Raw genomic sequence first — 23,586 nt, 5'->3', positions numbered from 1 at the left:
TGTGGTGACATCAAGGCAAGCCGGGCGCTGCCGTCTCCTCGACTGTGGACGGTCACCTCGTCCCTTGGCGCTTGATCCGGCGGCGGTGCGCCTCTATCTCTTGCCAACCCGACATTCCCACCGGAGCCAATTCCTTTGTCCGTTTTCAAGAGCCTGCCGACACCGCCCGCCGCACCGAAAAAGCCTCTCTCCGACACGCGCCACGGCATTACCCGCACGGACGATTACGCCTGGCTGCGCGCCGACAACTGGCAGGCGATGTTCAAGGACCCGTCGATCCTTGACCCCGAGATCCGCCGGCATCTGGAAGCCGAAAACGCCTATATGAACGCGGCGATGGAGGACACCAAGCCCTTGCAGAAGGCGCTGTTTGCCGAGATGCGCGGCCGCATCAAGGAAGACGACAGCTCGGTGCCGATGAAGGACGGCGCCTATGCCTACGGCACGTTCTTTGTGACCGGCGGCGAACAGCCGCGCTATTTCCGCATTCCTCGCGACGGCGACGTTGCCGACGAGGCGATCCGCACCGTGCTGCTCGACGGCGACAAGGAGGCATCAGGCAAGGCCTATTTCCGCCTCGCCGGCCTCGACCATTCGAGCGACCACAGCCGCGGCATCTGGGGCTATGACGACAAGGGCTCGGAGTTCTTCACGCTGAAGGTGCGCGATCTCGCGACCGGGGAAGATCTCGAAGACCGGATCGAGAATACCGGCGGCGGGGGCGTCTGGGCGCCGGACGGCAAGAGCTTCTTTTATTCGGCGCTCGACGAGAACCACCGGCCCTCGAAGGTGTTCCACCACATTGTCGGCCGGCCTCAGTCTGAAGACCGCCTGGTTTATGAGGAAGCCGATGCCGGCTTCTTCATGGGCGTCGGCGGCTCGCTGCTCGACGACTTCATCTATATCGACATTCACGATCATGAGACGAGCGAATACCGGCTGCTGTCGACCAAGGATCTGACGGCCGAGCCGAAGCTGGTGGCGGCGCGCGAGGAAGGCATCGAATATTCGCTGACCGAGGGCGGCGACGTCTTCTACATCCTGACCAATGACGGCGGCGCCAAGGATTTCAAGATCATGGAAGCGCCGGTCGACAATCCGGTCAAGGAGAACTGGCGCGAAGTCGTCGCTCACAAGCCCGGCACGCTCATCATCAGCCACATGGCCTATGCCCGCCATCTCCTGTGGCTGGAGCGCAAGGACGGGCTGCCGCGGATCATAATCCGCGACCGGAAGACCGGCGAGGAACACGCGATCGCCTTTGCCGAGGAAGCCTATTCGCTGGGGCTTTCGGGCGCGGCGGAATACGACACGGATGTCATCCGCTTCTCCTATTCCTCGATGACGACACCGTCGCAGCTTTACGACTACAATATGGTGACGCGCGAGCGCACATTGTTGAAGACGCAGGAAGTGCCGTCCGGCCACAATCCCGATGACTATGTCACCCGCCGCGTCTTCGCCCCGGCCTGGGACGGCGAGACGGTGCCGGTCACGCTGCTCTATCGTAGGGATACGCCGCTCGACGGCAGCGCCCCCTGCCTGCTTTACGGCTACGGCGCCTACGGCATCACCATTCCGGCCGGTTTCAACACCAATTGCCTGTCGCTCGCCGATCGCGGCTTCGTCTATGCCATCGCTCACATCCGCGGCGGCAAGGACAAGGGCTTTGCCTGGTACGAAGACGGCAAGATGGACAAGAAGACCAACAGCTTCAAGGACTTCGTCGCCGCGGCGGATTACCTGAATCAACAGAAGTTCACCTCTTACGCGAAGATCATCGCCGAGGGCGGCTCGGCGGGCGGCATGCTGATGGGCGCCGTCGCCAACATGGCGCCGGAAAAGTTCGCCGGCATCATCGCCGCCGTTCCCTTCGTCGACGTGCTCAACACCATGCTCGACGACACCCTGCCGCTGACGCCGCCGGAATGGCCGGAATGGGGCAATCCGATCGAAAGCCGCGAAGAATACGAGCAGATCGCCGCCTATTCGCCCTATGACAATGTCGGCGCAAAACCCTACCCGCCGATTCTGGCGCTCGGCGGCCTGACCGACCCGCGCGTCACCTATTGGGAGCCGGCCAAATGGGTAGCGAAACTGCGCGACAAGACAACGGGCGAAGCGCCGATCCTGCTGAAGACCAATATGGACGCCGGCCATGGCGGGGCGTCGGGGCGGTTCCAGCGGCTGGAGGAGATTGCGTTCGAGTATGCGTTTGCGATCAAGGTGGCGGGAAAGATGTGAGGGAGTGGATTTGGTGGGGCTGAATCTCCCCACCTGTGGGGGAGATGCCCGGCAGGGCAGAGGGGGTGCCACACGGCACAAGGTCAAGGGAAACAGAAATGCCCGTCTATATCGCCCTCCTCCGCGCCGTTAATGTCGGCGGCACCGGCTCGCTGCCGATGGCTGAACTCAAGGCGATCTGCGAAGGTCTCGGCTTTACCGACGTGAAAACCTACATCCAGAGCGGCAATGTGCTGTTCCGCTCGGATGAAGCCGAGAAAACCCTTGAGGAAAAGCTCGACGAGGCGCTCGGACAGAAGATGGGCAAGCGCCCGGGCGTGATGGTGCGCAGCCGGAAAGAGCTCGACGCGATTGCCGCCAACGCGCCCTTCCCGGACGCCAAGCCGAACTTCCTGCTCGTCTATTTCCTGCCCGAAAAGCCGCCCGCCGATGCGTTTGATGAAATGGCGGCGCCCGATGGCGAGGAGGCGAAGCTCACCGGCCGGGAGATCTATGTGCATTATCCGAATGGATCCGGCCGCTCGAAGCTGAAGCTGCCGGCGCTGAAGCCCGGGACCTCGCGCAATCTCAACACCGTGCGCAAGCTCGCGGACATGGCGGCCGACATGGAGAACAAGGACTGAGTGCGACGCGCAGAATTTGATTCAAGCGACGCGCGTCAAGCCTTTGTTTCTCCAGGCACCTTCGTGCGTCTGGCCTTATAGCCGCTGATCTCCTCGCCTGCTGTCGGCGAGAAACGCAGGTTCCAGACGGTCGCTGTGATCGAGATGATGGTGACGACGACGAAGGCGGCGGAGAAATCGCCGAGATCAGGCGTTTCGGTGCCTGACAAGGCCATGGAACCGTGCAGCGCCAAGGCCCCGATGCAGATTCCGAGCGACAACATCAGCTGCTGGAAAGTGGTGTAGAAGCTGGTGGCCGAGCTCATCCGCTCCTTTTCGATCTCGTCATAGGCGATGGTGTTGTAGGCGGTGAACTGGAACGACAGGAAGAAGGCGCTGAGCACCAGGACGACGAAGATCAGCGGCATCGGCCAATCCGGCCGAAAGGCGGCGCAGAGGGCATAACCAGCCGTGCCGAGGATGCCGTTGAGAACGAGGCTTCTGCGGAAGCCGAGCCGGCTGAAGACGAACCGCGCCATCGGCTTCATGGCGAGCGCGCCGAGCGCGGTGGCAATGACGATCTGGCCGGCTGCGGCGGCGGAAAGGCCGAAGCCGATCTGGAACAGCAGCGGCAGCAGGAAAGGTTGGGCACCCTGGGTGATGCGCGTCAGCGAACCGGCGATAACGGAGGTGCCGAAACTCGGCACCTTCATCAGTGAAAAATCCATGATCGGCGACGGATGCCGGCGGGCATACCTCAAATAGCCGATGCCGAAGAGCAGGCCGACAGCGATCAGGAAGATCGAGAAGGCGCCCTCGCCGTCATGGCTCGACATTTCGAAGCCGAAGAGCAGCGAGCCGAGCGAAATGCCCGAGAGGATGAAGCCGACCGTATCGAAGGGGCCGGTCGCCTTGCCTTTCACCTCGTCGATGTAGATCGAGACGAAGATCATGCCGATGATGCCGATCGGCACGTTGATGTAGAAGATCCAGCGCCAGTCGAGATAGGTGACGATGAAGCCGCCGAGCGGCGGACCGACGATCGGACCGATCAGCGCCGGCACCAGCAGCCAGGACATGGCGCTGACCATATCCTTGCGGGCGACGCTGCGCATCAGCACCAGCCGGCCGACCGGCATCATCATCGCGCCGCCCATGCCCTGCAGCAGCCGGGCCAGCACCAGGAAGGGCAGCGTCGGTGCGAGCGCGCAGAGGATGGAGCCGATGACGAAGACCGCGATGGCGGCGCGGAAGACGGTGCGCGAACCGAAACTGTCGGCGATCCGGCCACTGGCCGGAATGAAGATCGCCAGGCTGAGGAGATAGGAGGTCAGTGAGATCGACATGGCCGGGGCGCTGACGGCGAAATCGCGCGCCATGGTGGGCAGCGCGGTCGCCAGCACGGTCGCGTCGATATTTTCCATCAGCATCGCACTCGCGACGATCATCGCGATCACCCGAAAATTGGGCGCGGCGCGCCGAACCATCGGCGCCTGGTAAATCTGATCCGACATCGTGCGGAATCACTCGCGGTGGCGCGGCGGAGCAGAGGAAGCAGCAAGGCCGCGGGGATGACATGGCGCAAGGCCAAGGGGAGACCATCTGCTATACGCCCGAGATCATGGCGGGGCTATGTCCTTTATGGCAAAGCAGCTTTGACGAGAGGTAAAAGCGGATCACGATTCCTTGCATCTGCGCGATCTGCGTGACGGCCGATGGATCCGGCGCGCAAGACCGGCTTGCGCGCGGGGCACCCCGACCCTACCTATGAACAATGACCTCGACCCCGCAGAAAATCCGGTCCGGTGCGGCCTTTCCGTTCGACAACAGCTATGTCGGCTTGCCCGAGCGCTTCTTTGCGCCGCAAACGCCGACGCCGGTGGCCGAGCCATGGCTGATCAAGCTCAACGAGCCGCTGGCCGCCGAGCTCGGGCTCGACGTCGAGGCACTGCGCCGCGACGGCGCGGCGATCTTTTCCGGCAATCTCGTTCCCGAAGGGGCCGAGCCGCTGGCGATGGCCTATGCCGGGCACCAATTCGGCGGCTTCTCGCCGCAGCTCGGCGACGGGCGGGCGATCCTGCTCGGCGAAGTGGTCGACCGCGACGGCAAGCGCTTCGACATCCAGCTGAAGGGCGCGGGGCCGACACCTTTTTCGCGTCGCGGCGACGGCCGGGCCGCAATCGGGCCGGTGCTCAGAGAATACATCATCAGCGAGGCGATGTTCGCGCTCGGCATTCCCGCCACGCGGGCGCTGGCGGCGGTGACGACGGGCGAACCGGTCTACCGCGAAGAAGTGCTGCCGGGTGCGGTCTTCACCCGGGTCGCGGCAAGCCATATCAGGGTCGGCACCTTCCAGTATTTCGCGGCACGGGGCGACACGGACGGTGTTCGGGCGCTCGCCGATTACGTGATCGAGCGGCACTATCCCGCGCTGAAGGAGACCGAGGCACCCTATCTCCGCCTGTTCGAGGCAGTTTCGGAGCGCCAGGCTGCGCTGATTGCCCGTTGGCTGCATGTTGGCTTCATCCATGGCGTGATGAACACCGACAATATGACGATCTCCGGCGAGACGATCGATTTCGGTCCCTGCGCCTTCATGGATGCCTATAATCCGGCAACCGTCTTCTCGTCGATCGACCAGCACGGCCGTTATGCCTATGCCAATCAGCCGGCCATCGGCCAGTGGAACCTTGCGCGGCTCGGCGAAACGCTATTGCCGCTGATCGATACCGAACCGGACAAGGCGGTCGACAAGGCCAATGCGGTGATCCGCGCCTATGGCGAGCGGTTCCAGGCGCATTGGCTGGCCGGCATGCGGGCAAAGATCGGCCTTGCCGGGCAAGAGGATGGCGATCTCGAGCTGGTTCAAGCGCTGCTCTCACTGATGCAGGCACAGGGCGCCGATTTCACCCTGGCCTTCCGGCGACTCTCCGATCTTGCCGGCAACGACGATGCAGAGCCTGCCTTTGCCGGGAGCTTCCAGGAGCCGGAGGCCTGTCGCCCTTGGCTCATGCAGTGGCGCGAGAGACTGTCGCGCGATCCGCAGACGCCGGTCGAACGCGCCGGCGCCATGCGCCGCGTCAACCCAGCTTTCATTCCCCGCAATCACCGGGTTGAACAGGCGATCGAGGCGGCGGTCGAGAACGGCGATTTCTCGCTGTTCGAGGCGCTGCTCACCGTGCTGTCGAAGCCCTACGAAGACCAGCCGGATTTCGCGGCCTATATGGAGCCGCCGAAGCCGGAGGAACGGGTGCTGCAGACTTTCTGCGGGACGTAAGCGGCTTCAATACAACCGTACCGTGACGCCCGGCTGCGGCAAATGCGGCCGTTGAAAGGCATCTCCCTCGCTCTATCTGCCTGACCGGCGGGCCTTTTCCCGCCGTTCCCACCCGGCTAACCCACGCGGGAGACAGCCTTATGGCGCTCGTCATCACCTCCATTCTCTTCATCATCATCGGGGTTGCGCTCGGCGGCGGCGGGCTCTGGCTCGTCATGCTCGGCGGCAGCGTCTTCTATCTGTTTGCCGGCCTGATGTTCCTCATCACCGCAGCGCTGCTGCTGATGCGCAAGGCGGTGGCGCTCTGGGTCTATGCGGTGCTCGTCGTCGCCGCACTCGCCTGGGCGATCTGGGAGGTGGGATTCGACTGGTGGCAGCTGGGCCCGCGCGGCGGGGTGATCATTCTTCTCGGGCTCTGGCTGCTGACCCCCTGGATCCGCCGGCCGCTCGGGTTTCGCAGCCCAACCGGCATCGTCTACGGCGCCAATCCCTGGCCGCTCGTCGTGCCTGTCATTCTCGCTATCCTCGTCGCCGTCTATTCGATGACGACGGATCCGCATGATCTGGCCGGCGATCTGCCGAAGGATGCGGTCGCCGCCAATCCGGCTTTCGGCGGCAGCGTGCCGGATGGCGAATGGCACCAATATGGCCGCACGCCCTTCGGCCAGCGCTACTCGCCGCTCGATCAGATCAATGTCGGGAACGTCTCGACGCTGACGGAAGCGTGGCGATACCAGACCGGCGACGTCAAGCGGCCGGAGGATATCAGCGAGACGACCTATCAGGTGACGCCGCTCAAGGTGAAGGACACGCTCTATCTCTGCACGCCGCATAACTGGGCGATCGCGCTCGACGCCAAGACCGGCAAGGAGAAATGGAAATACGACGCCAATTCCGGCATGAACCCCAACCGGCAGCACCAGACCTGCCGCGGCGTCACCTATTATGCCGATCCTGATGTCGCCGCCGGCCAGCCCTGCGCCGAACGCGTCTACCTGCCGACTTCGGACGCCCGGCTGATCGCCCTCGATGCGGCCGACGGCAAGGTCTGCACCGGCTTTGCCGATCAGGGCGTGCTGCATATGGAAACCGGCATGCGCTTCAATCCGGCCGGCTATTATTATTCCACCTCGCCGCCGGTGGCGGTGGCCGGCAAGATCATCGTCGGCGGGGCGGTGAACGACAATTATTCCACCGAGGAGCAATCCGGCGTCATCCGCGCCTTCGACATCAAGACCGGCGCCCTGATCTGGAATTGGGATTCCGGCAATCCCGACGTGACGACGCCGATCGCCGCAGGCCAGACCTACACGACCAACTCGCCGAACAGCTGGTCGGTTTTCAGCGTCGACGAGGCGCTCGGCATGGTCTACATCCCGCTCGGCAACCAGGTGCCTGATCAGCTCGGCATCAACCGCAGCGACAATGTCGAGAAATTCTCTTCCTCGATCGTCGCGCTCGATATCGCCAGCGGCCAACTGCGCTGGGTGCGCCAGACGGTGCATCACGACCTCTGGGACATGGACGTGCCGGCGCAGCCGGCGCTCATCGACCTGACCAAGCCTGACGGCAGCGTGGTTCCCGCCCTCGTCGGCCCCACCAAGCAGGGCGATCTCTATGTGCTCGACCGGCGCAGCGGCGAGCCGATCATCCCGGTCAAGGAAATTCCGGCGCCCGGCGGCGCGGTCACGGGCGATCATACGTCACCGACGCAGCCGATCTCCGACCTCACCTTCTCGCCCGAGCCGCTCAAGGAAAAGGACATGTGGGGCGTGTCGCTGTTCGACCAGCTCCTCTGCCGTATCGATTTCCACCGCTATCGCTATGAGGGCCGCTACACGCCGCCGTCGCTGAAAGGGACGATCGTCTATCCCGGCAATTTCGGCACTTTCAACTGGGGCTCGGTGGCGGTCGATCCCGAGCGGCAGATAATGTTCGGCATGCCGACCTATCTCGCCTTCACCTCGCGCCTGGTGCCGGCCGCCGACATTCCGCCGCGAGGCCAGGACGAGAAGGGCAGCGAACAGGGGCTGAACCGCAATGACGGCGCCCCTTACGGCGTCTTCATGGGCCCCTTCCTCGGGCCGATGCAGATCCCCTGCCAGGCGCCGCCATGGGGCTATGTCGCCGGCGTCGACCTGCGCACCGGCAAGATCGCCTATATGCACAAGAACGGCACCGTGCACGACATGACGCCGCTGCCGCTGCCCTTCAAGGTCGGCGTGCCGGGCATCGGCGGCCCGATGCTGACCAAGGGCGGCGTCGCCTTCCTCGGTGCTGCGGTCGACAACTACCTGCGCGCCTATGATGTGACCAACGGGCGGGAACTCTGGCGGGCACGCCTTCCGGCCGGCGGCCAGGCAACGCCGATGACCTATACGACCGACGACAACAAGCAATATGTCGTCATGGTCGCCGGCGGCCACGGCTCGGTCGGCACCAAGCCCGGCGACTATGTCATCGCCTATACGCTGCCGTGATGGCGAGGTCTCCTTCGCCGCATGCCTACTCCGGCAACCCCGCCATACGAAGGGCCTCTATATAGCGGTTGCGGTCATCCGGTCGCCGGAACGGTGGGAGAATGTCGGCGAGATTCGAAAGCCGAAGCGCCGGATCCAGCAGGCGCAGGCGCGCAATCGTTTCCCCTGCTTCCGCGCTCCGCCCGGCCATGGCTTGGCCGGCCGCCATCACGCGTATCGCGCTCGGGTAGTTCGGCTGGTGACGCAGGGATTTTGCCGCCCAGGCGGCGGCATCGTCGTAGTGACCGGCACAGAAGTGAGCCAGCCCGGTGTTGAATTGCCAGGCAAACAGGCGCGGATCCAAGGGGCTCAGGCGCATGGCGAGGGCGGCGTGTTCGATGGCAATGTCCGGCTCGCCCAGGCAAGCTCGCACCCAGCTGCTGACGCCGAGCGCAGCGCCCAGGTTCGGGTTGAGGAAGAGAGCGCGATCGATACAAGCCGCGCTGTCATCGAGGTCGCCACCGACATAACCGAGCACATATCCGCCGTAGGAGAGCGCGACTGCATCGTCCCAGCCGAGTTCAACGGCTCTTCTCGCCAGTCGGGTCGCTTCGGCAATCTCGCTGGCGGGATTGACCATCCAGCCATTGCTCTTGCGGGTCGCGTAGCAGCGCGCAGCCCGGGCATGGGCGATGGCAAAATCCGGATCGCGCTCGATCGCCTTCATGAACAGCCGCAAGGCCTCGTCGACGACCGATCTGTTGGTCACCGTCCGGTCGAAGGCCGCCAGCCCACGGAGATAATAGTCATAGGCGTCGAGGCTTTCGGTCGGCTTGCGTTTGGCGCGCTCGATCTCCGCCTCCTCCACCTTCGGGGTTATTGCGCCGACAATACTCGATGCGACCTGGTCCTGCAGATCGAACAGGTTCGCCAGCGTCCCGTCGAAACGGTCTGCCCAGAGATGCGCGCCGGTCGAGGTGTCGATGAGTTGTCCGGCGATACGAAGCCGGTCACCCGCGCGGCGCACGCTCCCCTCGACCACATAATCCACGTCCAGCTCGCGCCCGACCCGCTTTATGTCGACGGCCTGCCCCTTGTAAGTGAAGCTCGAATTGCGGGCGATGACATAGAGGTGGCGGAATTGCGCGAGAGCGATGGTGATATCCTCCACGATGCCGTCGGCAAAATATTCCTGTTCCGCATCGCCGCTCAAATTCTGAAACGGCAGCACCGCGAGGGATGGCCGATCATGATGTTTCGCCGGAGCGAAGAAGCTCTGCAGCGGCAACTCGATTGCGGGCGTGGCCCGCGGATCACCGGATCGCTGCCGCGGTTGCAGCGAGGCGGCCAGGGACGACGTCTCCGCTTCGGGTTCGACATCCAGATGCTTCTTCAGGAGAGCTCGGCAGGTCTCGAACTGGCGCAAGGCCATGTTCTCGTGGCCGCGGAGAGTGTGGATCCGCATCAGCGCCCTGTGGGCAGCCTCCGCCGTGCGGTCGGAGGCGAGAAGTCTCTCGGCAAGTCCTTCACAGGGCAACTCTTCCGCGGAACCTGGTTCCAAGAGGGCAAGGCTCAAACGTTCCACGAGCTGCAGCGCCTTGCGCTGATATGTGCTCCGGTAAGGTGCGAACCACTCACCCAACTCGTCCGGAATGGACTCGCCTTCAAGCAGGTCGCCGCGGTAGAGATCCGCCGCGGAGGCGAGATCTGCGCTCGAGCCCGTCCCCAGCTTCCGGTCGAAGAGTGAAATGTCGACTTCATCAGGAGCGACAATCAGCGCCACGGTCTCCTGATCCCCTTCGATGTAGGCGGTGGCGTCACTGCCTGCCGGGAACGACCGCCTGATATCGACCAGCGCCTGCCGCAAACTATTGCGGGCCTGCTCATCGCTTCGTCCCGGCCAGAAGACTTCGGAAAGCACCTCCCTGCGACAGCCGCGGCGGCCTGCCAGGGCCAGGGCCGCAAACAGCAGCGACGCCTTGCGCGTGGCGAAGCGGACTTGCCGGCCTTCTCCGGAGGTAACCTCGAGACCGCCTAGCAACCTGATGCGCACAGAAAGCCTCCAGCTTTGGACCGCCGCTGGCAGAATAGCATTTGGGAAGACGGATTTAACACCGATTTAGCGGCGGCGTATCGAAGTTTTCTTCTCCTTTCACGCTCAGCCGAACAGGCCGAAAACGCCCGCATGGCAGATTTCCACCCACACATCACAGATGGGAGATCGGAAAATGGCCCATACGGAAACACAGACCATCGTCAGCGCGCCGACAAGGCGGATGGCTGGTCTCATGAACGTCATAACGATTTTGTTGGCTGCCCTGAGGACATGGCAACGGGCGGTCGCGAGCCGGAGACAATTGGCAGAGCTGACACCCTATCAGCTGAGAGACATCGGTCACCCGGAGGCCAATCGGCCGGTGCTCGACATCAAAGCGGGTCTGATCACGAACTTGATGTCGATGCGGTAATCGATTGCTGCTGAAGCGATTTCCTGGGTCACACCATCTCGGTGATCATCTTGCCGACTTCGGCAAAGATCGGGTTGAGATCCTTCACCGGCGCGGTCGCCTCGGCGATATAGACGGCCGCGACGATCGGGCCGCGGTCGGGCGGCCAGATGACGGCGATGTCGCCGAGGGAGCCGTTTTGGCCGGTACCCGTCTTGTCGCCGACCTTCCAGTCCTGAGGCAGGCCGGCCCGCAGCCGCTCCTTGCCTGTTGTGCTTGCCACCAGCCAGGCGATCAGTCTCTCCGAGGAGGGTTCAGCAAGCACTGAGCCGAGCGTCAGATTGCCAAGTGTATCGAGCATCGCGTCGGGTGCCGTCGTGTCGCGCGGATCGTCCTTCCGGCCTTCGTTCAGTGTCGGTTCGGTGCGGTCGAGACGGGTCGTGCCGTCGCCGATCGAGCGCAACCAGTCGGTCAGCGCCGGCGGGCCGCCGAAGCTCTCGAGCAGCAGGTTGCCGGCGGTGTTGTCGCTGACCGTCACCGCCGCCTCGCAGAGTTCGGCGATCGTCATGCCGTCGGTATCGGCGTGTTTTTCGCTGAGCGGCGAATAGTCGACGAGTTTGTCCCTGCCATAGGTCACCCGCCGCTCGAGGCTCTCCTGCCCTTTGTCGACGCGGGCAAGGACGAAGCCTGCGGCCAGCGCCTTGAAGGTGCTGCACATCGGAAAGGCCTCGCTGGCGCGATAGCCGAAGGAAATGCTCGTCTGGGTGTCGAGCACCGAGACGCCGAGACGTCCACCGGTGCGTTTTTCCAGCGCGGCCAGGCGATGCTCGATATTGTCGTCGCCCTCCCCGGCAGTTTCCTGTGCATTGGCCGCAAGCGCCAGCGTGGACAGGCCCAAAGCAGGCAGGCAGAGTGCCGTGCCGATCAGCGTGCGGCGAGTAAGGCTGAGATCCATGAATTCCTCCGACGATTCGGAGAATAGAGCTAAGGACCGATTGCGGCGGCATCTCGTCCCCGCTGCAACTTGTTGTCAGCCGCTGCAACTTGTTGTCAGCAGCTGCAGCCTTGTTGGGTGGCGGCGATTTCGTGCTCCACCGCAGCCGATCAGGCGGCGCGCGTGACCTCGACCGTCACATGCGACAATTCTTCCAGCGCTGAAAGCCGGCCCTTGTAGAAGGCCGGGTCGCGCGGCTGCGAGGTGACGACGGCGACGATTGCCGCATGATGGCCGGGGCCGACCTGCCAGACATGCAGATCGGTGATCCGATCCTCCTCGGTCTCGATCGCCCGGCGGATTTCGCTGGGCAGCGTCTCGCCTTCGGGCACGACGTCGAGAAGGACGCCGCCGGATGATTTCAGCAGGCTCCAGGACCAGTTGGCGATCACCAGGCCGCCAACGATGCCCATGATGGGATCGAGCCAGAGCCAGCCATAGAGGCTGCCGAGGGTGAGTGCCGCGATGGCGAGCACTGACGTGAGAGCATCGGCCATCACATGCAGATAGGCGGCCCGGATATTGTTGTCGCCGGTCTCGCCGTGGTGGGCATGGTCGCCGTGGCTGCCATGGCCGTGGTGATGCGCGTGGTGCCCATTCGCGTGCGCATGATGAGCATGCGCGGCATGACCGCCGCTCGCCAGCAGCCAGGCGCTGGCGAGATTGACGGCAAGGCCGATGACGGCGACGGCGATCGCCTGGGCAAAGCCGATCGGCACCGGATTGGACAGGCGCAGCAGGCTCTCCCAGGCCATCAGCAAGGCGATCAGGGCAAGGACAATGGCGCTGGCGAAGCCGGCGAGATCGCCGAGCTTGCCGGTACCGAAGGTGAAGCGCGGATTGCGCGCCTGCCGGCGGGCAAAGAGATAGGCGAGCGCGGAAATCAAAAGAGCGCTGGCATGGGTGGACATATGCCAGCCATCAGCGACGAGGGCCATGGAGCCGTAGACGGTGCCGGCGGCGATTTCCGCCACCATCATCACCGTCGTCAGCGCAATCACCAGCCAGATGCGGCGCTCGTTGCGCAGATGATCGGCGCCGAGGAACACATGATCGTGTTCGAGGGTTTTCACTTCGACTTTCCCGATCCCGGCATTCATTCCCAGGGTCCTTCTCTCATCAGCGGATATAGGTTCTCAGCACTTCAGATATTTCTTCGACCGCCTCGGCCCGGGCTCTGTCGTCCTCGGCATTGAGCACGTGCTCGCGCAGGTGATCATCCAGAACCTCGCCAGTCAGCCCGGTCAGCGCGCCCCGAATGGAGGCGAGCAGTTGCAGGATTTCGCCGCAGGGGCGTTCAGCCTCGAGCGCCCGCTCGACTGCTTCGAGCTGCCCCTTCAGGCGGCTGACGCGGGCAACAAGCTTCTTCTTCTGCAGGCTGGTGTGAGACATCGCAGACCTTCGTGTAGCATAGGGGGGTATCCTATTGAGGTTCTCAGCCGGATTCAAGGGTCTGACATGTTTCAGCGTCATGCGCTCACGCCATTGACAAATGCCACGTTTGCGGCGATGGATGCTGCATGATCAAGAACGTGCACCAGAGCCGCTCGTATTTTTGGCTGTACCTGTAAAGGGCGGCCGGACAGATCATATTGTCAACAAGCCGCCGTCAGGCGGCTTTGTTGTATCGGCAGCGTCCTGACGGCAGATTATCAAAGGACGCGAAGACCATGACCGAAATTGAAGACAGCGAAATCTCACTGATGCGCCCATCGGTAGTGACGATCCGCGCCGCCAAGCCGCGCGATCTGCCCGAGCTCAACGAGATGATCGCCCTGCTTGCTGCCCATCACGGCGATGCGGCCGCCGCGACGCCGGAGCAATTGGAGCGCGACTTGTTCGGCCCGCTGCCGTGGATCACCGCGCTTGTCGCCGAAACCGGCGAAGGGCTGATCGGCTACGCGATTCTCGTGCCACTCTACAGGGCGCAGGAAGGCAAACGGGGCATGGACCTGCACCATCTCTTCGTGCGCGACGGCCATCGCGGCCACGGCACCGGCCAGCTGCTCGTCGACCGCGCCCGCGAGACGGCGCGCAATGCCGGCTGCGGCTACCTCTCCGTCAGCGCCGCGACCGGCAATGTGCTCGCCCACCGCTTCTACGAACAGATGGATTTCACGCCGAGGCCGGTGACCGGCATGCGTTACATGCAGTCGATCGCTTAACCGCGTTGCGGGTCTAAGTCTTTGTTGTTACGAGGAGATTTCATGCCTGACTTCAAACTCCATTGCTTTGCTCTCTCGGGGAACGCCTACAAGGTCGCCCTCTTCTTTGCCCTTGCCGGCATCGAGTGGGAGAGCATTTTCGTCGATTATCTCGGCGGTGAAACGCGAACCGAACAATGGCGAGAAACCATCAACGAACAGGGCGAGGCACCCGTGCTCGAACATGGGCAAACGAAGATCAGCCAATCGGGGGTCATCCTCGACTACTTGTCAGAGGTAACGGGGCAGTTTGGGGCGCAGACAGCCGAAGAACGGCGCGAGATCATGCGCTGGATCCTTTTCGACAACCATAAATTCACGAGCTATTACGCGACGTTGCGGTTCATCTACGGCCTTCAGAAGAGCGGCGAGACACCGGTCGTCGAGTTTTTGAGGCTGCGGGCCAAGGCTGCCTATGCAATTGTCGACGGCCACCTTGCCCACCGGGCCTTTATGGTCGGCAACCGGCTGACAATCGCAGACCTCTCCTTGGCAGGCTACGTCTTCATGCCGGAGGAAACCGGGATCGATCACAGCGCTTATCCGGCCATCGCAGCCTGGAAAGACCGGATCAGCAACATGCCCGGCTGGCGCCATCCCTATGATTTGATGCCAGGCCCCACCTCCCTGTAAAGAGGCGCCGGTTTTGCAAAGGTGCTAACGCCCCGGCACGGCCTTGAGATACGCGGCGATCGCCTCGCGGTCGGCAGCCGGCAGGCGGGCGATGTTCTGCTGCACGTCGACCATCGAACCGCCGACGGAATCGAAATCGGGCGTGAAGCCGGTTTCGAGGTAGTTGGCGATATCCGCCGCGCTCCAGCTGCTTGTGCTCTTCGAAGCCGGGGTGATATCGGGGATGCGGCCCTTGCCTTCCGGATTGGGCGCGCCGGCAAGCCACTGATCTGCCTGGAAACCGCCGAGCGCATTGCGCGGCGTGTGGCACTCGCCGCAATGGCCGGGGCCTTCGACGAGATATTGTCCGCGCTTGATCTTGTCATCGTTCTTGGCGAGCGCGACCCGCGGCTGATCATTGAAATAGAGGAATTTCCAGCCGCCGAGTGCAGGCCGGATGTTGTAGGGAAAGGGCAGTTCGTGCGGGGGCGCGACGTTGGCGCTCTTCGGCAGGGTCTTCAGGAAGGCGAAGAGATCGTTGACGTCCTTGTCGCTCATCCTGCTATAGGATCCATAGGGAAAGGACGGGTAGAGATGTTCGCCGCCGGGGCCGACGCCGCGCTTCATGGCGTTGCCGAACTGGGCGAGCGTCCAGCCGCCGATGCCGGCCTTTTCATCGGGCGAGATGTTCGGCACGTGGAAGGTGCCGAAAGGGCTCTTCAGCGCCAGACCGCCCGAAAGCGTCAGCCGGGCATCGCCTTCGGAACCGGGGGCCGAATGGCAGCTGACGCAGCCGCCCGCCCAGAACACCATCTGACCATTTGCCGGATCCGGCGCGCCGAGCCCGGCCCAATGGGTCTCCGGCAGCGGATCTGGCGCGGTGACGAGATAGAAAGCGCCGCCGCCGAGGACCGCGACGCCGATCAGACAAAGCAGTAACCGGATGAACCTGCGGACCATGCGCCGCCTCCCCTCTTGCCGACACCCGCGCCGGGCGATCCCACATAAGGCGATCCGCGCCGGCGGCAAGGCGGCACGGATCGCCCTTGCTGAAATTGCTGTGGACGGCCTATCAGTCCTTTTTGATACGATAGGCCTTGTGACAGCCGCCGCAATTGGCGCCGAGGGTGTTCAGCGTGGCACCGACGGCGGCGGGATCGGCCGGAAGCTGCGCCAGCGCGGTCTCGGCATCGGCGGAGAGCTTCGCGGCACGCGCCTTGAAGTCGTCCATGTTTTCCCAGACCTTCGGGCTGACCTCGGGATCGTTCATATCGCTGCCCGGCTTGAACTGATCGGGGAAAACTTTGGCGGTTGCGGCAATCGTCGTCAGCGCCGTCTTTACCGTCTCGGCATCATAGGGTTTCTCGCCCTTGGCAATGGCGGCCATGGCACCCGCCGAACCGCCGATCTTCTTCATGAGCACAATGCGCGAATCATGGGTGCCATCGGCGGCGGTCACCGAACCGAAGGCTATTCCTGCCATCGCTGCGGCGGCAGCTACTGCTTTCCAATTCATGTGTTCCTCTCCAATTTTCTGAAGGCCAAGGCGGCCGATGGCCAATCTGCACCGGGAGCATGACAAAATCCATGGCGCAAGACAGTCACGTTTTGCCGGATCGTCATAAAAACAATGTGATAAACAGCGAACATACCCGGGCGGTCCGAGACAGGCCGCCACCGGTACGCGTTATCCCAAACCGGGAAATCCTATACATCCGCCAGCCTCGTTGCCAGGAAGTCGATGAGGACTCGGGCAGCCATTGGCAGGTGCTTACGGGAAACATACAGGGCATGGATGCCCAGCGTGGCCGGCTGCCATGCCGGCAGGACGACAATCAACTTGCCGGCCTGAACCTCCTGATCGGCGGCAAAACGCGGCAGCATGGCGATGCCGAGACCGGACAGAGCGGCGCGGCGCAGGGCGACAGCGTCATTGGTCTGGAAGGTTCCTTCCACCGAAATAACGATCTGAGAATCGAAACTCCGCAGCGACCATTCCGTGCCTCCAAGATGGGTGTAAGTAAGGCACCTGTGGCGGTCGAGATCCTCCGGTCCTGTCGGAATTCCGTATTTCTCGAGATACTGCGGCGAGGCATAGAGCAGCGACGAGCACTGTCCGAGCCGCTTTGCGATCAAGGATGGATCCAGGCGGTTGGCGATCCTTATCGCCAGATCGATGCGGTCCTGCACGAGATCGATCGCTCGATCGGAAATTTGTAAGTCGACCTTGATGCGCGGATAGAGGTCGGCAAAATCGGAAAGAAGGGGAATGAGCTGCGCCTCGGCGAGGATGGCGGGCGCCGTCACCCTGAGAAGACCGTGCGGAGTCTCCGCATGGTTTGCGACCTCAGTCACCGCGTCGGCAACACGGGTGATGTCCCGACACATGTCGAGAACGCGTTCGCCCGCCGATGTCAGGCTGAGCTGTCGCGTCGTGCGGTGGAGCAGCCGCGTTCCGGACCAGTCTTCCATGGCCCCGATGTAGCGCGAGGCCATCGCTCGGGACATGCCCAGTTCTTCGGCCGCAGCCGAAGCGCTGCCGCGCTCGACAGTCTTCAAGAGCACTTTCGCGGCAATGATCCGATCCATCTATTCGCTCGATTTATGCAACATTCTGTCGACTATAGTGACGTTTATCTTTGATCCGCGCAACATTATATCTCTCTCAAACACAGGGAGATCGCAGTGACCACCGATATCGAACTTCAATATTTCTTCGACCCTTTCTGCGGCTGGTGCTACGCAAGCGCCCCGGCGCTGGCTGGTCTTGCCGACAGATTTCCAGATCGCCTCAGGATGCTCCCCTCCGGCCTTTTCGTCGGAGCAAGGCCAATCTCGTCGATATCAGATCATGCCTGGCGCAACGACCAGAGGATCGAGGTTCTCACCGGACAGCGCTTCTCCGAGGAGTACCACCAGAAGGTCCTGCTGGCGCCGAATGGCGTTTTCGACTCGGGACCCGCGACGCTTGCGCTCACCGCACTTGGCGAGCACGCCACGCACCTCGAGCCTCGTTTCCTGCATGCGATCCAGATCGCGCGTTATGTCGACGGACGCGACACTTCCAACGTTCAGGAAGTGGCGACGGTCGCCGTTCAGGTGGCTGCCGAGCATGGCGTCGAACTAAGCGCTGAGATCTTTGCCGGGAAGCTCCGGAACGACCCCGCTCTCAGCGAGCGCACGCTGGAGCGGATGGAAGAGACCCAGCGTCGGATGAATATCCTCGGCATTCGCGGCGTTCCGCAGCTCGTCGCCCGCATCAACGGCGATGCGCACGTGCTGAGCGGCGAGGCGCTCTATCAAGGTCCGGCTCATCTCGTCGCGGCACTCGACGAGCTCTGCGCCGTCGCCTGAAACATCAATCCCAACCAGGAGTACCATCATGAAAATCGCTCTCATCGGAGCCTCCGGTCAGGCCGGCTCCCGCATCCTGTCCGAATTGTCGGCTCGCGGCCATAGCGTCACCGCGATTGCCCGAGACCCCGCCAAGGTCGCCTCTCTGCCTGATGTCACCGCCGCCGCCGGCGACATCGAGGCGCCTGACGCTCTGGCAAAACTCTTGGAGGGGCATGACGCCGTCATCAGCTCGGTGCATTTCTCCGCCAGCGATCCGGGCAAGCTGCTTGGCGCAGTCAAGGCCTCCGGCGTTCGCCGCTACTATGTGGTCGGCGGGGCGGGCAGCCTCGAAGTCGCTCCGGGTGTTCTCCTCGTGAACACGCCCAAATTTCCGGAAATCTACAAATCCGAAGCGCAGGGCGGCGTCGATTACCTCAACAAGCTCAAGGGTGAAAAAGACCTGGACTGGACCTTCCTGTCGCCTTCGGCCGCATTCGGCCCCGGTGAGCGGACCGGCACCTTCCGCCTCGGCAAGGACGAACTGCTGACGAACGAACACGGCAGCAGCATTTCCTTCGAGGACTTCGCCATTGCGCTGGCTGACGAAATCGAAGCTCCGGCCCACGTCAGGCAGCGGTTCACCGTCGGCTACTAATCCGATCTCCCCAGACCGAATCCCTTGCCGCAGCGTGGTCGACACCGTTCGGCTGCCGGCTGCGGCAGGTCCTCTCTGCCTCGAAGGCGGAATTAGACTGATCCCAAAACCTCGGAAACCTATGATGATCACCAGACGCACCACCCTCAAGACGATCGCCGCAGCCGCGGCCATCATGATCCCGCTCGCCACATCCGGCGTGGCGCAGGAGAAGTCTCCATTGTCATGGACGGCGTTCAGGACGAGCGAAGCGGGCTTCCTGCGCGCCCCGGTCCTTGTGACCGGCAAGACGGAGGCCGTCCTCATCGACTCGAGCTTCAGCTATTCGGACGGCAAGGTCGTCGCCGATGCCATCAAGGCCAGCGGCAAAAACCTCACCACGATCTATATCACCACCAACGATCCCGACTACTATTTCGGTCTCGCACCCGTCCATCAGGCCTTCCCGGATGCCCGCATCCTCGCAGCGCGCGACACCGTCGACCTGATGCGAGAGAAGGCCGAAGGCAAGATCAAGGCTTGGTCGCCTGTTCTGGGCGACAACGGTCCGAAGGCGGTCTCCGAGCTCATTTTCCCGGAAGCAAGCGACATTGACACGCTGACGGTCGACGGCGAGAAGCTCGAGATCGTCACCGCGCCGGGTCTGAAGGATCGCGGTCGCTATATCTGGGTTCCATCGCTCAGCGCCGTGTTCGGCGGCGTGCCTGTCTTCGGTGGCATGTATCCCTGGGTCGCCGATCTCCCGACCGTCGACGAACGAAAAGCCTGGGTGGCGGCGCTTGACGCCATCCTCGCCCGCAAGCCCAAGATCGTCGTACCGGGTCACGGCACTCCCAGCTGGCCGATGGATGCTTCCGGCGTCAGCTACACGCGCGATTACCTGATCGCATTCGACGCCGCGGCCGCCAAGGCCCCAGACTCCAAGGCACTGATCACAGCGATGAAAAAACTCTATCCCGACGCTGCCATGCCGATTTCGCTGGAATTGGGGGCGAAAGTCGCCAAGGGCGAGATGACCTGGCAGTGACAACAGCGGGACTCGCGGATGATCCGAGCCGCGAGTTCCGGCCGTGGCCGCCGTGGAGGCGTCCGTGAGCGAAGTTTGCTTTCTAATATCAGTGACGGCGATCAGGCACAGCCGGCTCAGGCGCTTTTCCACCCCTGCCAGAGGCTGAGCGCGGAGACTGCGACCAGGAGCAGCCCGGCGCAGCGGCCGACAAAGGCCGTGGCATCGGGATTGGCGACGAGAAGATCGCGGCTGCGGCCGGCGGTCATCGCCAGCGTGCCGTAGATGGCGAACTGGGTGGCAACAGTCATGGCGCCCATGATCAGGCCCTGCTTCCAGACCGGGCCAAATTCCGGCCTCAGGAACTGAGGATAGACGGCGAACATGAAGATATAGGCCTTGGGATTGATCAGACAGGTGACGGCGCCCTGGCGGAAGGCGCGCCAGCCGGAGTGCGCTGTTGCCGGCCCGACCGCCTCGACGGTGATCGAACTGCGCATCAGCGAAATGCCGATCCAGATCATATAGGCGACGCCGGCAAAGAGCAGCACATTGAAGAGCTGCGGCAGCATGGTGACGAGCACACCGACTCCGGCCGCGCCATAGGCCGAATGCACGGCACCCCCCGCCATGATGCCGCCGGTTGCCGCCAGTCCCCGGCGGATACCGCCGGTCAGCGCATTGGCGAGCACGAAAAGCATGTCCAGGCCCGGCACGATGATGATGCCGAAGAGAAGGGTAAAGAAAAGCCAGAGGTTTTCGTGGTAATTCATGTCAGTTACCGCCTTGTCGTTCCGAGGGCCGTTTTCAAAGACCCCGATAGATTTCAATCCGATAGGCGGCTCTATACGCAAACCCAACTGACAGTGTATTGTCAGGAGCGTGAGGGATGGGAGAGGCAAAATGCGCAAGGCCTCGCGGCTTTTCGAGATCATTCAGATCCTGCGGCTCGCCAGAAAACCGATGACGGCGGCTGTGATGGCCGAGACGCTCGAGGTGACGGTGCGCTCGATCTATCGCGATATCGCCGCGCTCCAGGCGATGCGCGTGCCGATCGAGGGCGGGCGCGGCATCGGCTATATCATGCGGCCGGGATTCGACCTGCCGCCGCTGATGTTTTCGATCGAGGAGATGGAGGCGATCGTGCTGTCGCTGGCGCTGCTCGAACGCACGGCCGACGAGGAACTGAAGCAGGCCGCCCGCCGCGTCAACCGGAAGATATCAGGCGCCGTGCCGCCGCCGCTGCGACAGGCAATGGACACCAAGGCGCTTTATGCCTGGGGCTCGACCGCGCAGCCGGCCGGTTTCGACCTTGCAATCGTGCGCCGGGCGATCCGCGACGAACGCAAGCTGACGCTCGGCTATCGCGACGAACTCGGCCGCGCCAGCGAGCGGACGATCCAGCCGATCGCGCTGATCTACTATTCGCAGACCGCCAATATCGTCGCCTGGTGCGAGTTGCGCCAGGCGATCCGCAATTTCCGCAGCGACCGGGTGGAGCGCTGCGCGGCCGCCGAGGCATTCTTCAAGGGCGACGGCGACCGGCTGCGGGAGTTGTGGACGAGTGGGTGGGCGGAGAAGGCGGCGGTGAGGTAATATTGGGCGTTTGTGCAAACAGGTCTGGCAACGCTTGAGGCACGAGCAAGAAGTCAGCGCTATGCGGCCCGGGAAGGCGCATTCTTGCCTGGCGCATCCTCGACGCCGCCAAAGGACCGCCGACATCTGCCCCCTCCTCCGTCATCCTCGGGCTTGACCCGAGGATCCACGCCGACCCCTATTAGCAGCGGGCATGGATCCTCGGCTCAAGGCCGAGGATGACGGAGAATGAGGGTGCGTTCCGCCAAACTCACCGTTGGCGGGTTGGGCGCTTCTTCGCGGAGGCACTCCGCATATCTCGGTCAATTTCTGTTATAGAGCCGGTAAAGCCCGAGCATGAGATAAGGGGGAGTTGGCCGACCTTTATCGGCAGTCTCTCCCAGCCTAATAAACCAGCGTCCGACTCTCTTCCCGGCCGAAGCCGCGGACAGCGATGTGGTCTGTATGGACCTCGACGATAGCGAAGGCGTTTTCGTTCTCGGTGTCGACCACGCCCTTAAAATTGACGAAGTGGCATCCGCCAAGCCTGCCGTAATTGCCGACGTGGTCGTGGCCGTTGAGATAGGCGACGACATTGTCGTGCGAGGCGAGCAGCGTGACGATGCGCTCGCTGTCCCACATGCAGTGCTCACTCGGCGGATGCACGGGATAGTGATTCATGACGATCACCTTCTCGCCGGCCGCGGCCGCCCCTGCGATTTGATCGCCAAGCCAGGCGAACTGCGCGTCGCTCAGCGCAGCATTCCACCGATGCGCATTCCTGGCGCCCTTCGCCTCCAGCGCGGTCAGCATTTGCGCGGCAAGGGCGCGGTGCGGATGGCCTTCGGGTGGCGCAAAGGTGCTGACGTCGTTGCCGTCGAGCACGATGAAGCGCCAGCCGTGACGGGAAAAGCTGTAATAGGGCGACGGCATGCCGAGACGTGCGGCAACTTCGGACAGATGCCCCGCGGAGACGGAAAAATCGTGATTGCCGAGCAGAAAGAGCGCCTCGTGCCGGAGCCTCTCATAGACCGGCACGATATCGTCGAAGCTCTGGAAGCTGCGGTCGATGACATCGCCGAGCGTCATGACGAAGCTCAACTCCCAGCCGTTGAAGGCCTCGATCGCCTCGGCGACCTTGGCGAGGCTGTTGGCATAGTAGCGGTCCATGGCCGCATGCGGAGGAATGGCCGCATATTGCGGATCGGCAATGATACCGAAGCGGAAGACAGGATGAGCGGACATGGACATGGGGCGTGGTTAGGATCGGCCGGTGACAGGAATGTGACGGCGGGATGTGAAAACAAACACCCGGCGTTCGGGGAACGCCGGGTGCAAATCAAGGAAGCTGAGAGATCGCCGCCGATGGCGGCAGCCTCGCACCGCTTACTTCGTGGCTTCTTCGTAGCGCTCCAGGACGTAGTCCCAGTTGATCAGGCTGTCGATGAAGGCTTCGAGGTATTTCGGGCGGGCGTTGCGATAGTCGATGTAATAGGAGTGTTCCCAGACGTCGACGCCGAGGATCGGAGTGGCGCCGTGGACGAGCGGGTTCTCGCCGTTCGGGGTCTTGGAGATTTCGAGCTTGCCGTTCTTGACGGAAACCCAGGCCCAGCCGGAGCCGAACTGGGTGGCGCCGGCATTGGCGAAATCGGCCTTGAACTTGTCGTAGCCGCCGAGATCGGAGGCGAAAGCCGCTTCCAGCTTGCCAGGCAGCTTGTTGCCGCCGCCGCCCTTTTTCATCCACTTCCAGAAATGGATGTGGTTGTAGTGCTGCGCGGCGTTGTTGAAGAGGCCGGCATTGGTTCCGAAGGACTTCTTCACGACGTCTTCGAGCGACAGATCCGAAAGGCCGGCTTCGGCGGCGAGCTTGTTGCCGTTGTCCACATAGGCCTTGTGGTGCTTGTCGTGGTGAAACTCCAGCGTTTCCTTCGACATGAAGGGGGCAAGGGCTTCGTAATCATAGGGAAGTTCAGGCAATTCGAAAGCCATGTCAGATCTCCTCTTGGCAATAGATTGCGTCATCGGCAGGTGAGGCGGAACATAGGAGGGGAACGGGGGAGAGGCAACCGGCGAAATATCAAAAAACGATCCGCCGAAGGAAAATTTGCCTCAGTTGCCGCGCTGGAATCGCATGAGAAAATTCCGCGGGATAGCGGCGCCGAAAACCATTCCGCC

22 protein-coding genes are annotated in these 23,586 nt (G+C 62.9%); 11 read left to right on the top strand and 11 right to left on the bottom strand.

Translation table 11 applies throughout. The annotated features are described in order from the left end of the window. Positions 1 to 135 precede the first annotated feature (135 nt). Together AMK00_RS06310 and AMK00_RS06305 are read left to right on the top strand one after the other, a co-directional pair. Positions 136 to 2,244: a S9 family peptidase gene (locus AMK00_RS06310; protein WP_064809912.1), complete on the top strand. Its 2,109-nt coding sequence runs from the start codon at positions 136 to 138 to the stop codon at positions 2,242 to 2,244. Between the two features lie 98 nt (positions 2,245 to 2,342). Next, the gene (locus AMK00_RS06305) at positions 2,343 to 2,867 is read left to right on the top strand and encodes a DUF1697 domain-containing protein (protein WP_064809911.1); all 525 of its coding nucleotides are present in this window, start codon (positions 2,343 to 2,345) and stop codon (positions 2,865 to 2,867) included. A gap of 35 nt (positions 2,868 to 2,902) precedes the next feature. Here the strand turns inward: AMK00_RS06305 and AMK00_RS06300 are convergent, their stop codons facing one another. Then, a complete protein-coding gene (locus AMK00_RS06300) occupies positions 2,903 to 4,360 on the bottom strand; it encodes an MFS transporter (protein ID WP_064809910.1) in 1,458 nt (485 codons plus the stop codon). 260 nt (positions 4,361 to 4,620) lie between these two features. On the opposite strand from AMK00_RS06300, the gene AMK00_RS06295 reads away from it, so the two are divergent. Both AMK00_RS06295 and AMK00_RS06290 read left to right on the top strand, forming a co-directional pair. Further along, entirely contained in the window at positions 4,621 to 6,123 is a 1,503-nt protein-coding gene (locus AMK00_RS06295; RefSeq protein WP_064809909.1) for a protein adenylyltransferase SelO, read from the top strand. 140 nt (positions 6,124 to 6,263) lie between these two features. Next, positions 6,264 to 8,603, top strand: a complete 2,340-nt coding sequence (locus AMK00_RS06290; protein WP_064809908.1) for a glucose/quinate/shikimate family membrane-bound PQQ-dependent dehydrogenase — start codon at positions 6,264 to 6,266, stop codon at positions 8,601 to 8,603. A 25-nt stretch (positions 8,604 to 8,628) separates the two neighbouring features. On the opposite strand, the gene AMK00_RS06285 is transcribed toward AMK00_RS06290, so the two are convergent. Further along, positions 8,629 to 10,635 carry a BTAD domain-containing putative transcriptional regulator gene (locus AMK00_RS06285; RefSeq protein ID WP_064809907.1) on the bottom strand — a complete coding sequence of 669 codons (2,007 nt, stop codon included), beginning with the start codon at positions 10,633 to 10,635 and terminating at the stop codon, positions 8,629 to 8,631. Positions 10,636 to 10,810: 175 nt separating this feature from the next. Between AMK00_RS06285 and AMK00_RS06280 the strand changes: the two genes are divergently transcribed. Continuing rightward, on the top strand, positions 10,811 to 11,050 hold the full coding sequence (locus AMK00_RS06280) for a DUF1127 domain-containing protein (RefSeq protein WP_064809906.1): 240 nt from the start codon (positions 10,811 to 10,813) through the stop codon (positions 11,048 to 11,050). 28 nt (positions 11,051 to 11,078) lie between these two features. Here the strand turns inward: AMK00_RS06280 and bla are convergent, their stop codons facing one another. From bla to dmeR, 3 genes are all read right to left on the bottom strand, one after another. Next, positions 11,079 to 11,984 (bottom strand): class A beta-lactamase, encoded by a 906-nt coding sequence (gene bla / locus AMK00_RS06275; protein ID WP_064809905.1) that lies wholly within the window; start codon positions 11,982 to 11,984, stop codon positions 11,079 to 11,081. A gap of 149 nt (positions 11,985 to 12,133) precedes the next feature. Next, a complete protein-coding gene (gene dmeF, locus AMK00_RS06270) occupies positions 12,134 to 13,123 on the bottom strand; it encodes a CDF family Co(II)/Ni(II) efflux transporter DmeF (protein WP_064809904.1) in 990 nt (329 codons plus the stop codon). Between the two features lie 19 nt (positions 13,124 to 13,142). Next, a complete protein-coding gene (gene dmeR / locus AMK00_RS06265; protein ID WP_064801255.1) occupies positions 13,143 to 13,415 on the bottom strand; it encodes a Ni(II)/Co(II)-sensing transcriptional repressor DmeR in 273 nt (90 codons plus the stop codon). A gap of 278 nt (positions 13,416 to 13,693) precedes the next feature. On the opposite strand from dmeR, the gene AMK00_RS06260 reads away from it, so the two are divergent. Both AMK00_RS06260 and AMK00_RS06255 read left to right on the top strand, forming a co-directional pair. Continuing rightward, complete coding sequence (locus AMK00_RS06260; RefSeq protein WP_064801253.1) at positions 13,694 to 14,188, top strand: GNAT family N-acetyltransferase; 495 nt, start codon at positions 13,694 to 13,696, stop codon at positions 14,186 to 14,188. 42 nt (positions 14,189 to 14,230) lie between these two features. After that, positions 14,231 to 14,860, top strand: a complete 630-nt coding sequence (locus AMK00_RS06255; protein WP_064809903.1) for a glutathione S-transferase family protein — start codon at positions 14,231 to 14,233, stop codon at positions 14,858 to 14,860. Between the two features lie 24 nt (positions 14,861 to 14,884). On the opposite strand, the gene AMK00_RS06250 is transcribed toward AMK00_RS06255, so the two are convergent. The 3 genes from AMK00_RS06250 to AMK00_RS06240 all read right to left on the bottom strand — a co-directional run bounded on the left by AMK00_RS06250 (position 14,885) and on the right by AMK00_RS06240 (position 17,428). Continuing rightward, positions 14,885 to 15,799: a cytochrome c gene (locus tag AMK00_RS06250; RefSeq protein WP_064809902.1), complete on the bottom strand. Its 915-nt coding sequence runs from the start codon at positions 15,797 to 15,799 to the stop codon at positions 14,885 to 14,887. A 112-nt stretch (positions 15,800 to 15,911) separates the two neighbouring features. Beyond that, complete coding sequence (locus AMK00_RS06245; RefSeq protein WP_064809901.1) at positions 15,912 to 16,355, bottom strand: c-type cytochrome; 444 nt, start codon at positions 16,353 to 16,355, stop codon at positions 15,912 to 15,914. Between the two features lie 191 nt (positions 16,356 to 16,546). Beyond that, the gene (locus AMK00_RS06240; protein ID WP_064809900.1) at positions 16,547 to 17,428 is read right to left on the bottom strand and encodes a LysR family transcriptional regulator; all 882 of its coding nucleotides are present in this window, start codon (positions 17,426 to 17,428) and stop codon (positions 16,547 to 16,549) included. A gap of 96 nt (positions 17,429 to 17,524) precedes the next feature. Here AMK00_RS06240 and AMK00_RS06235 point away from each other — a divergent pair, with 96 nt between their 5' ends. From AMK00_RS06235 to AMK00_RS06225, 3 genes are all read left to right on the top strand, one after another. Then, entirely contained in the window at positions 17,525 to 18,193 is a 669-nt protein-coding gene (locus tag AMK00_RS06235; RefSeq protein ID WP_064809899.1) for a DsbA family protein, read from the top strand. A 28-nt stretch (positions 18,194 to 18,221) separates the two neighbouring features. Next, positions 18,222 to 18,830 (top strand): NAD(P)-dependent oxidoreductase, encoded by a 609-nt coding sequence (locus AMK00_RS06230; RefSeq protein WP_064809898.1) that lies wholly within the window; start codon positions 18,222 to 18,224, stop codon positions 18,828 to 18,830. A gap of 124 nt (positions 18,831 to 18,954) precedes the next feature. Further along, the gene (locus AMK00_RS06225; protein ID WP_064809897.1) at positions 18,955 to 19,857 is read left to right on the top strand and encodes an MBL fold metallo-hydrolase; all 903 of its coding nucleotides are present in this window, start codon (positions 18,955 to 18,957) and stop codon (positions 19,855 to 19,857) included. 116 nt (positions 19,858 to 19,973) lie between these two features. On the opposite strand, the gene AMK00_RS06220 is transcribed toward AMK00_RS06225, so the two are convergent. Then, a complete protein-coding gene (locus AMK00_RS06220; RefSeq protein ID WP_064809896.1) occupies positions 19,974 to 20,609 on the bottom strand; it encodes a LysE family translocator in 636 nt (211 codons plus the stop codon). Positions 20,610 to 20,739: 130 nt separating this feature from the next. On the opposite strand from AMK00_RS06220, the gene AMK00_RS06215 reads away from it, so the two are divergent. Further along, the gene (locus tag AMK00_RS06215) at positions 20,740 to 21,432 is read left to right on the top strand and encodes a helix-turn-helix transcriptional regulator (RefSeq protein ID WP_064809895.1); all 693 of its coding nucleotides are present in this window, start codon (positions 20,740 to 20,742) and stop codon (positions 21,430 to 21,432) included. Positions 21,433 to 21,816: 384 nt separating this feature from the next. Here AMK00_RS06215 and AMK00_RS06210 read toward each other — a convergent pair whose 3' ends face one another. Both AMK00_RS06210 and AMK00_RS06205 read right to left on the bottom strand, forming a co-directional pair. Beyond that, a complete protein-coding gene (locus AMK00_RS06210) occupies positions 21,817 to 22,662 on the bottom strand; it encodes a metallophosphoesterase (protein ID WP_064809894.1) in 846 nt (281 codons plus the stop codon). Between the two features lie 135 nt (positions 22,663 to 22,797). Further along, positions 22,798 to 23,400, bottom strand: a complete 603-nt coding sequence (locus AMK00_RS06205; RefSeq protein ID WP_004672907.1) for a superoxide dismutase — start codon at positions 23,398 to 23,400, stop codon at positions 22,798 to 22,800. Between the last annotated feature and the right edge of the window lie 186 nt (positions 23,401 to 23,586).

Source organism: Rhizobium sp. N621, assembly GCF_001664325.1.
GTDB lineage: Bacteria > Pseudomonadota > Alphaproteobacteria > Rhizobiales > Rhizobiaceae > Rhizobium > Rhizobium esperanzae.
This window is presented reverse-complemented; position numbering and strand designations above follow the sequence as displayed.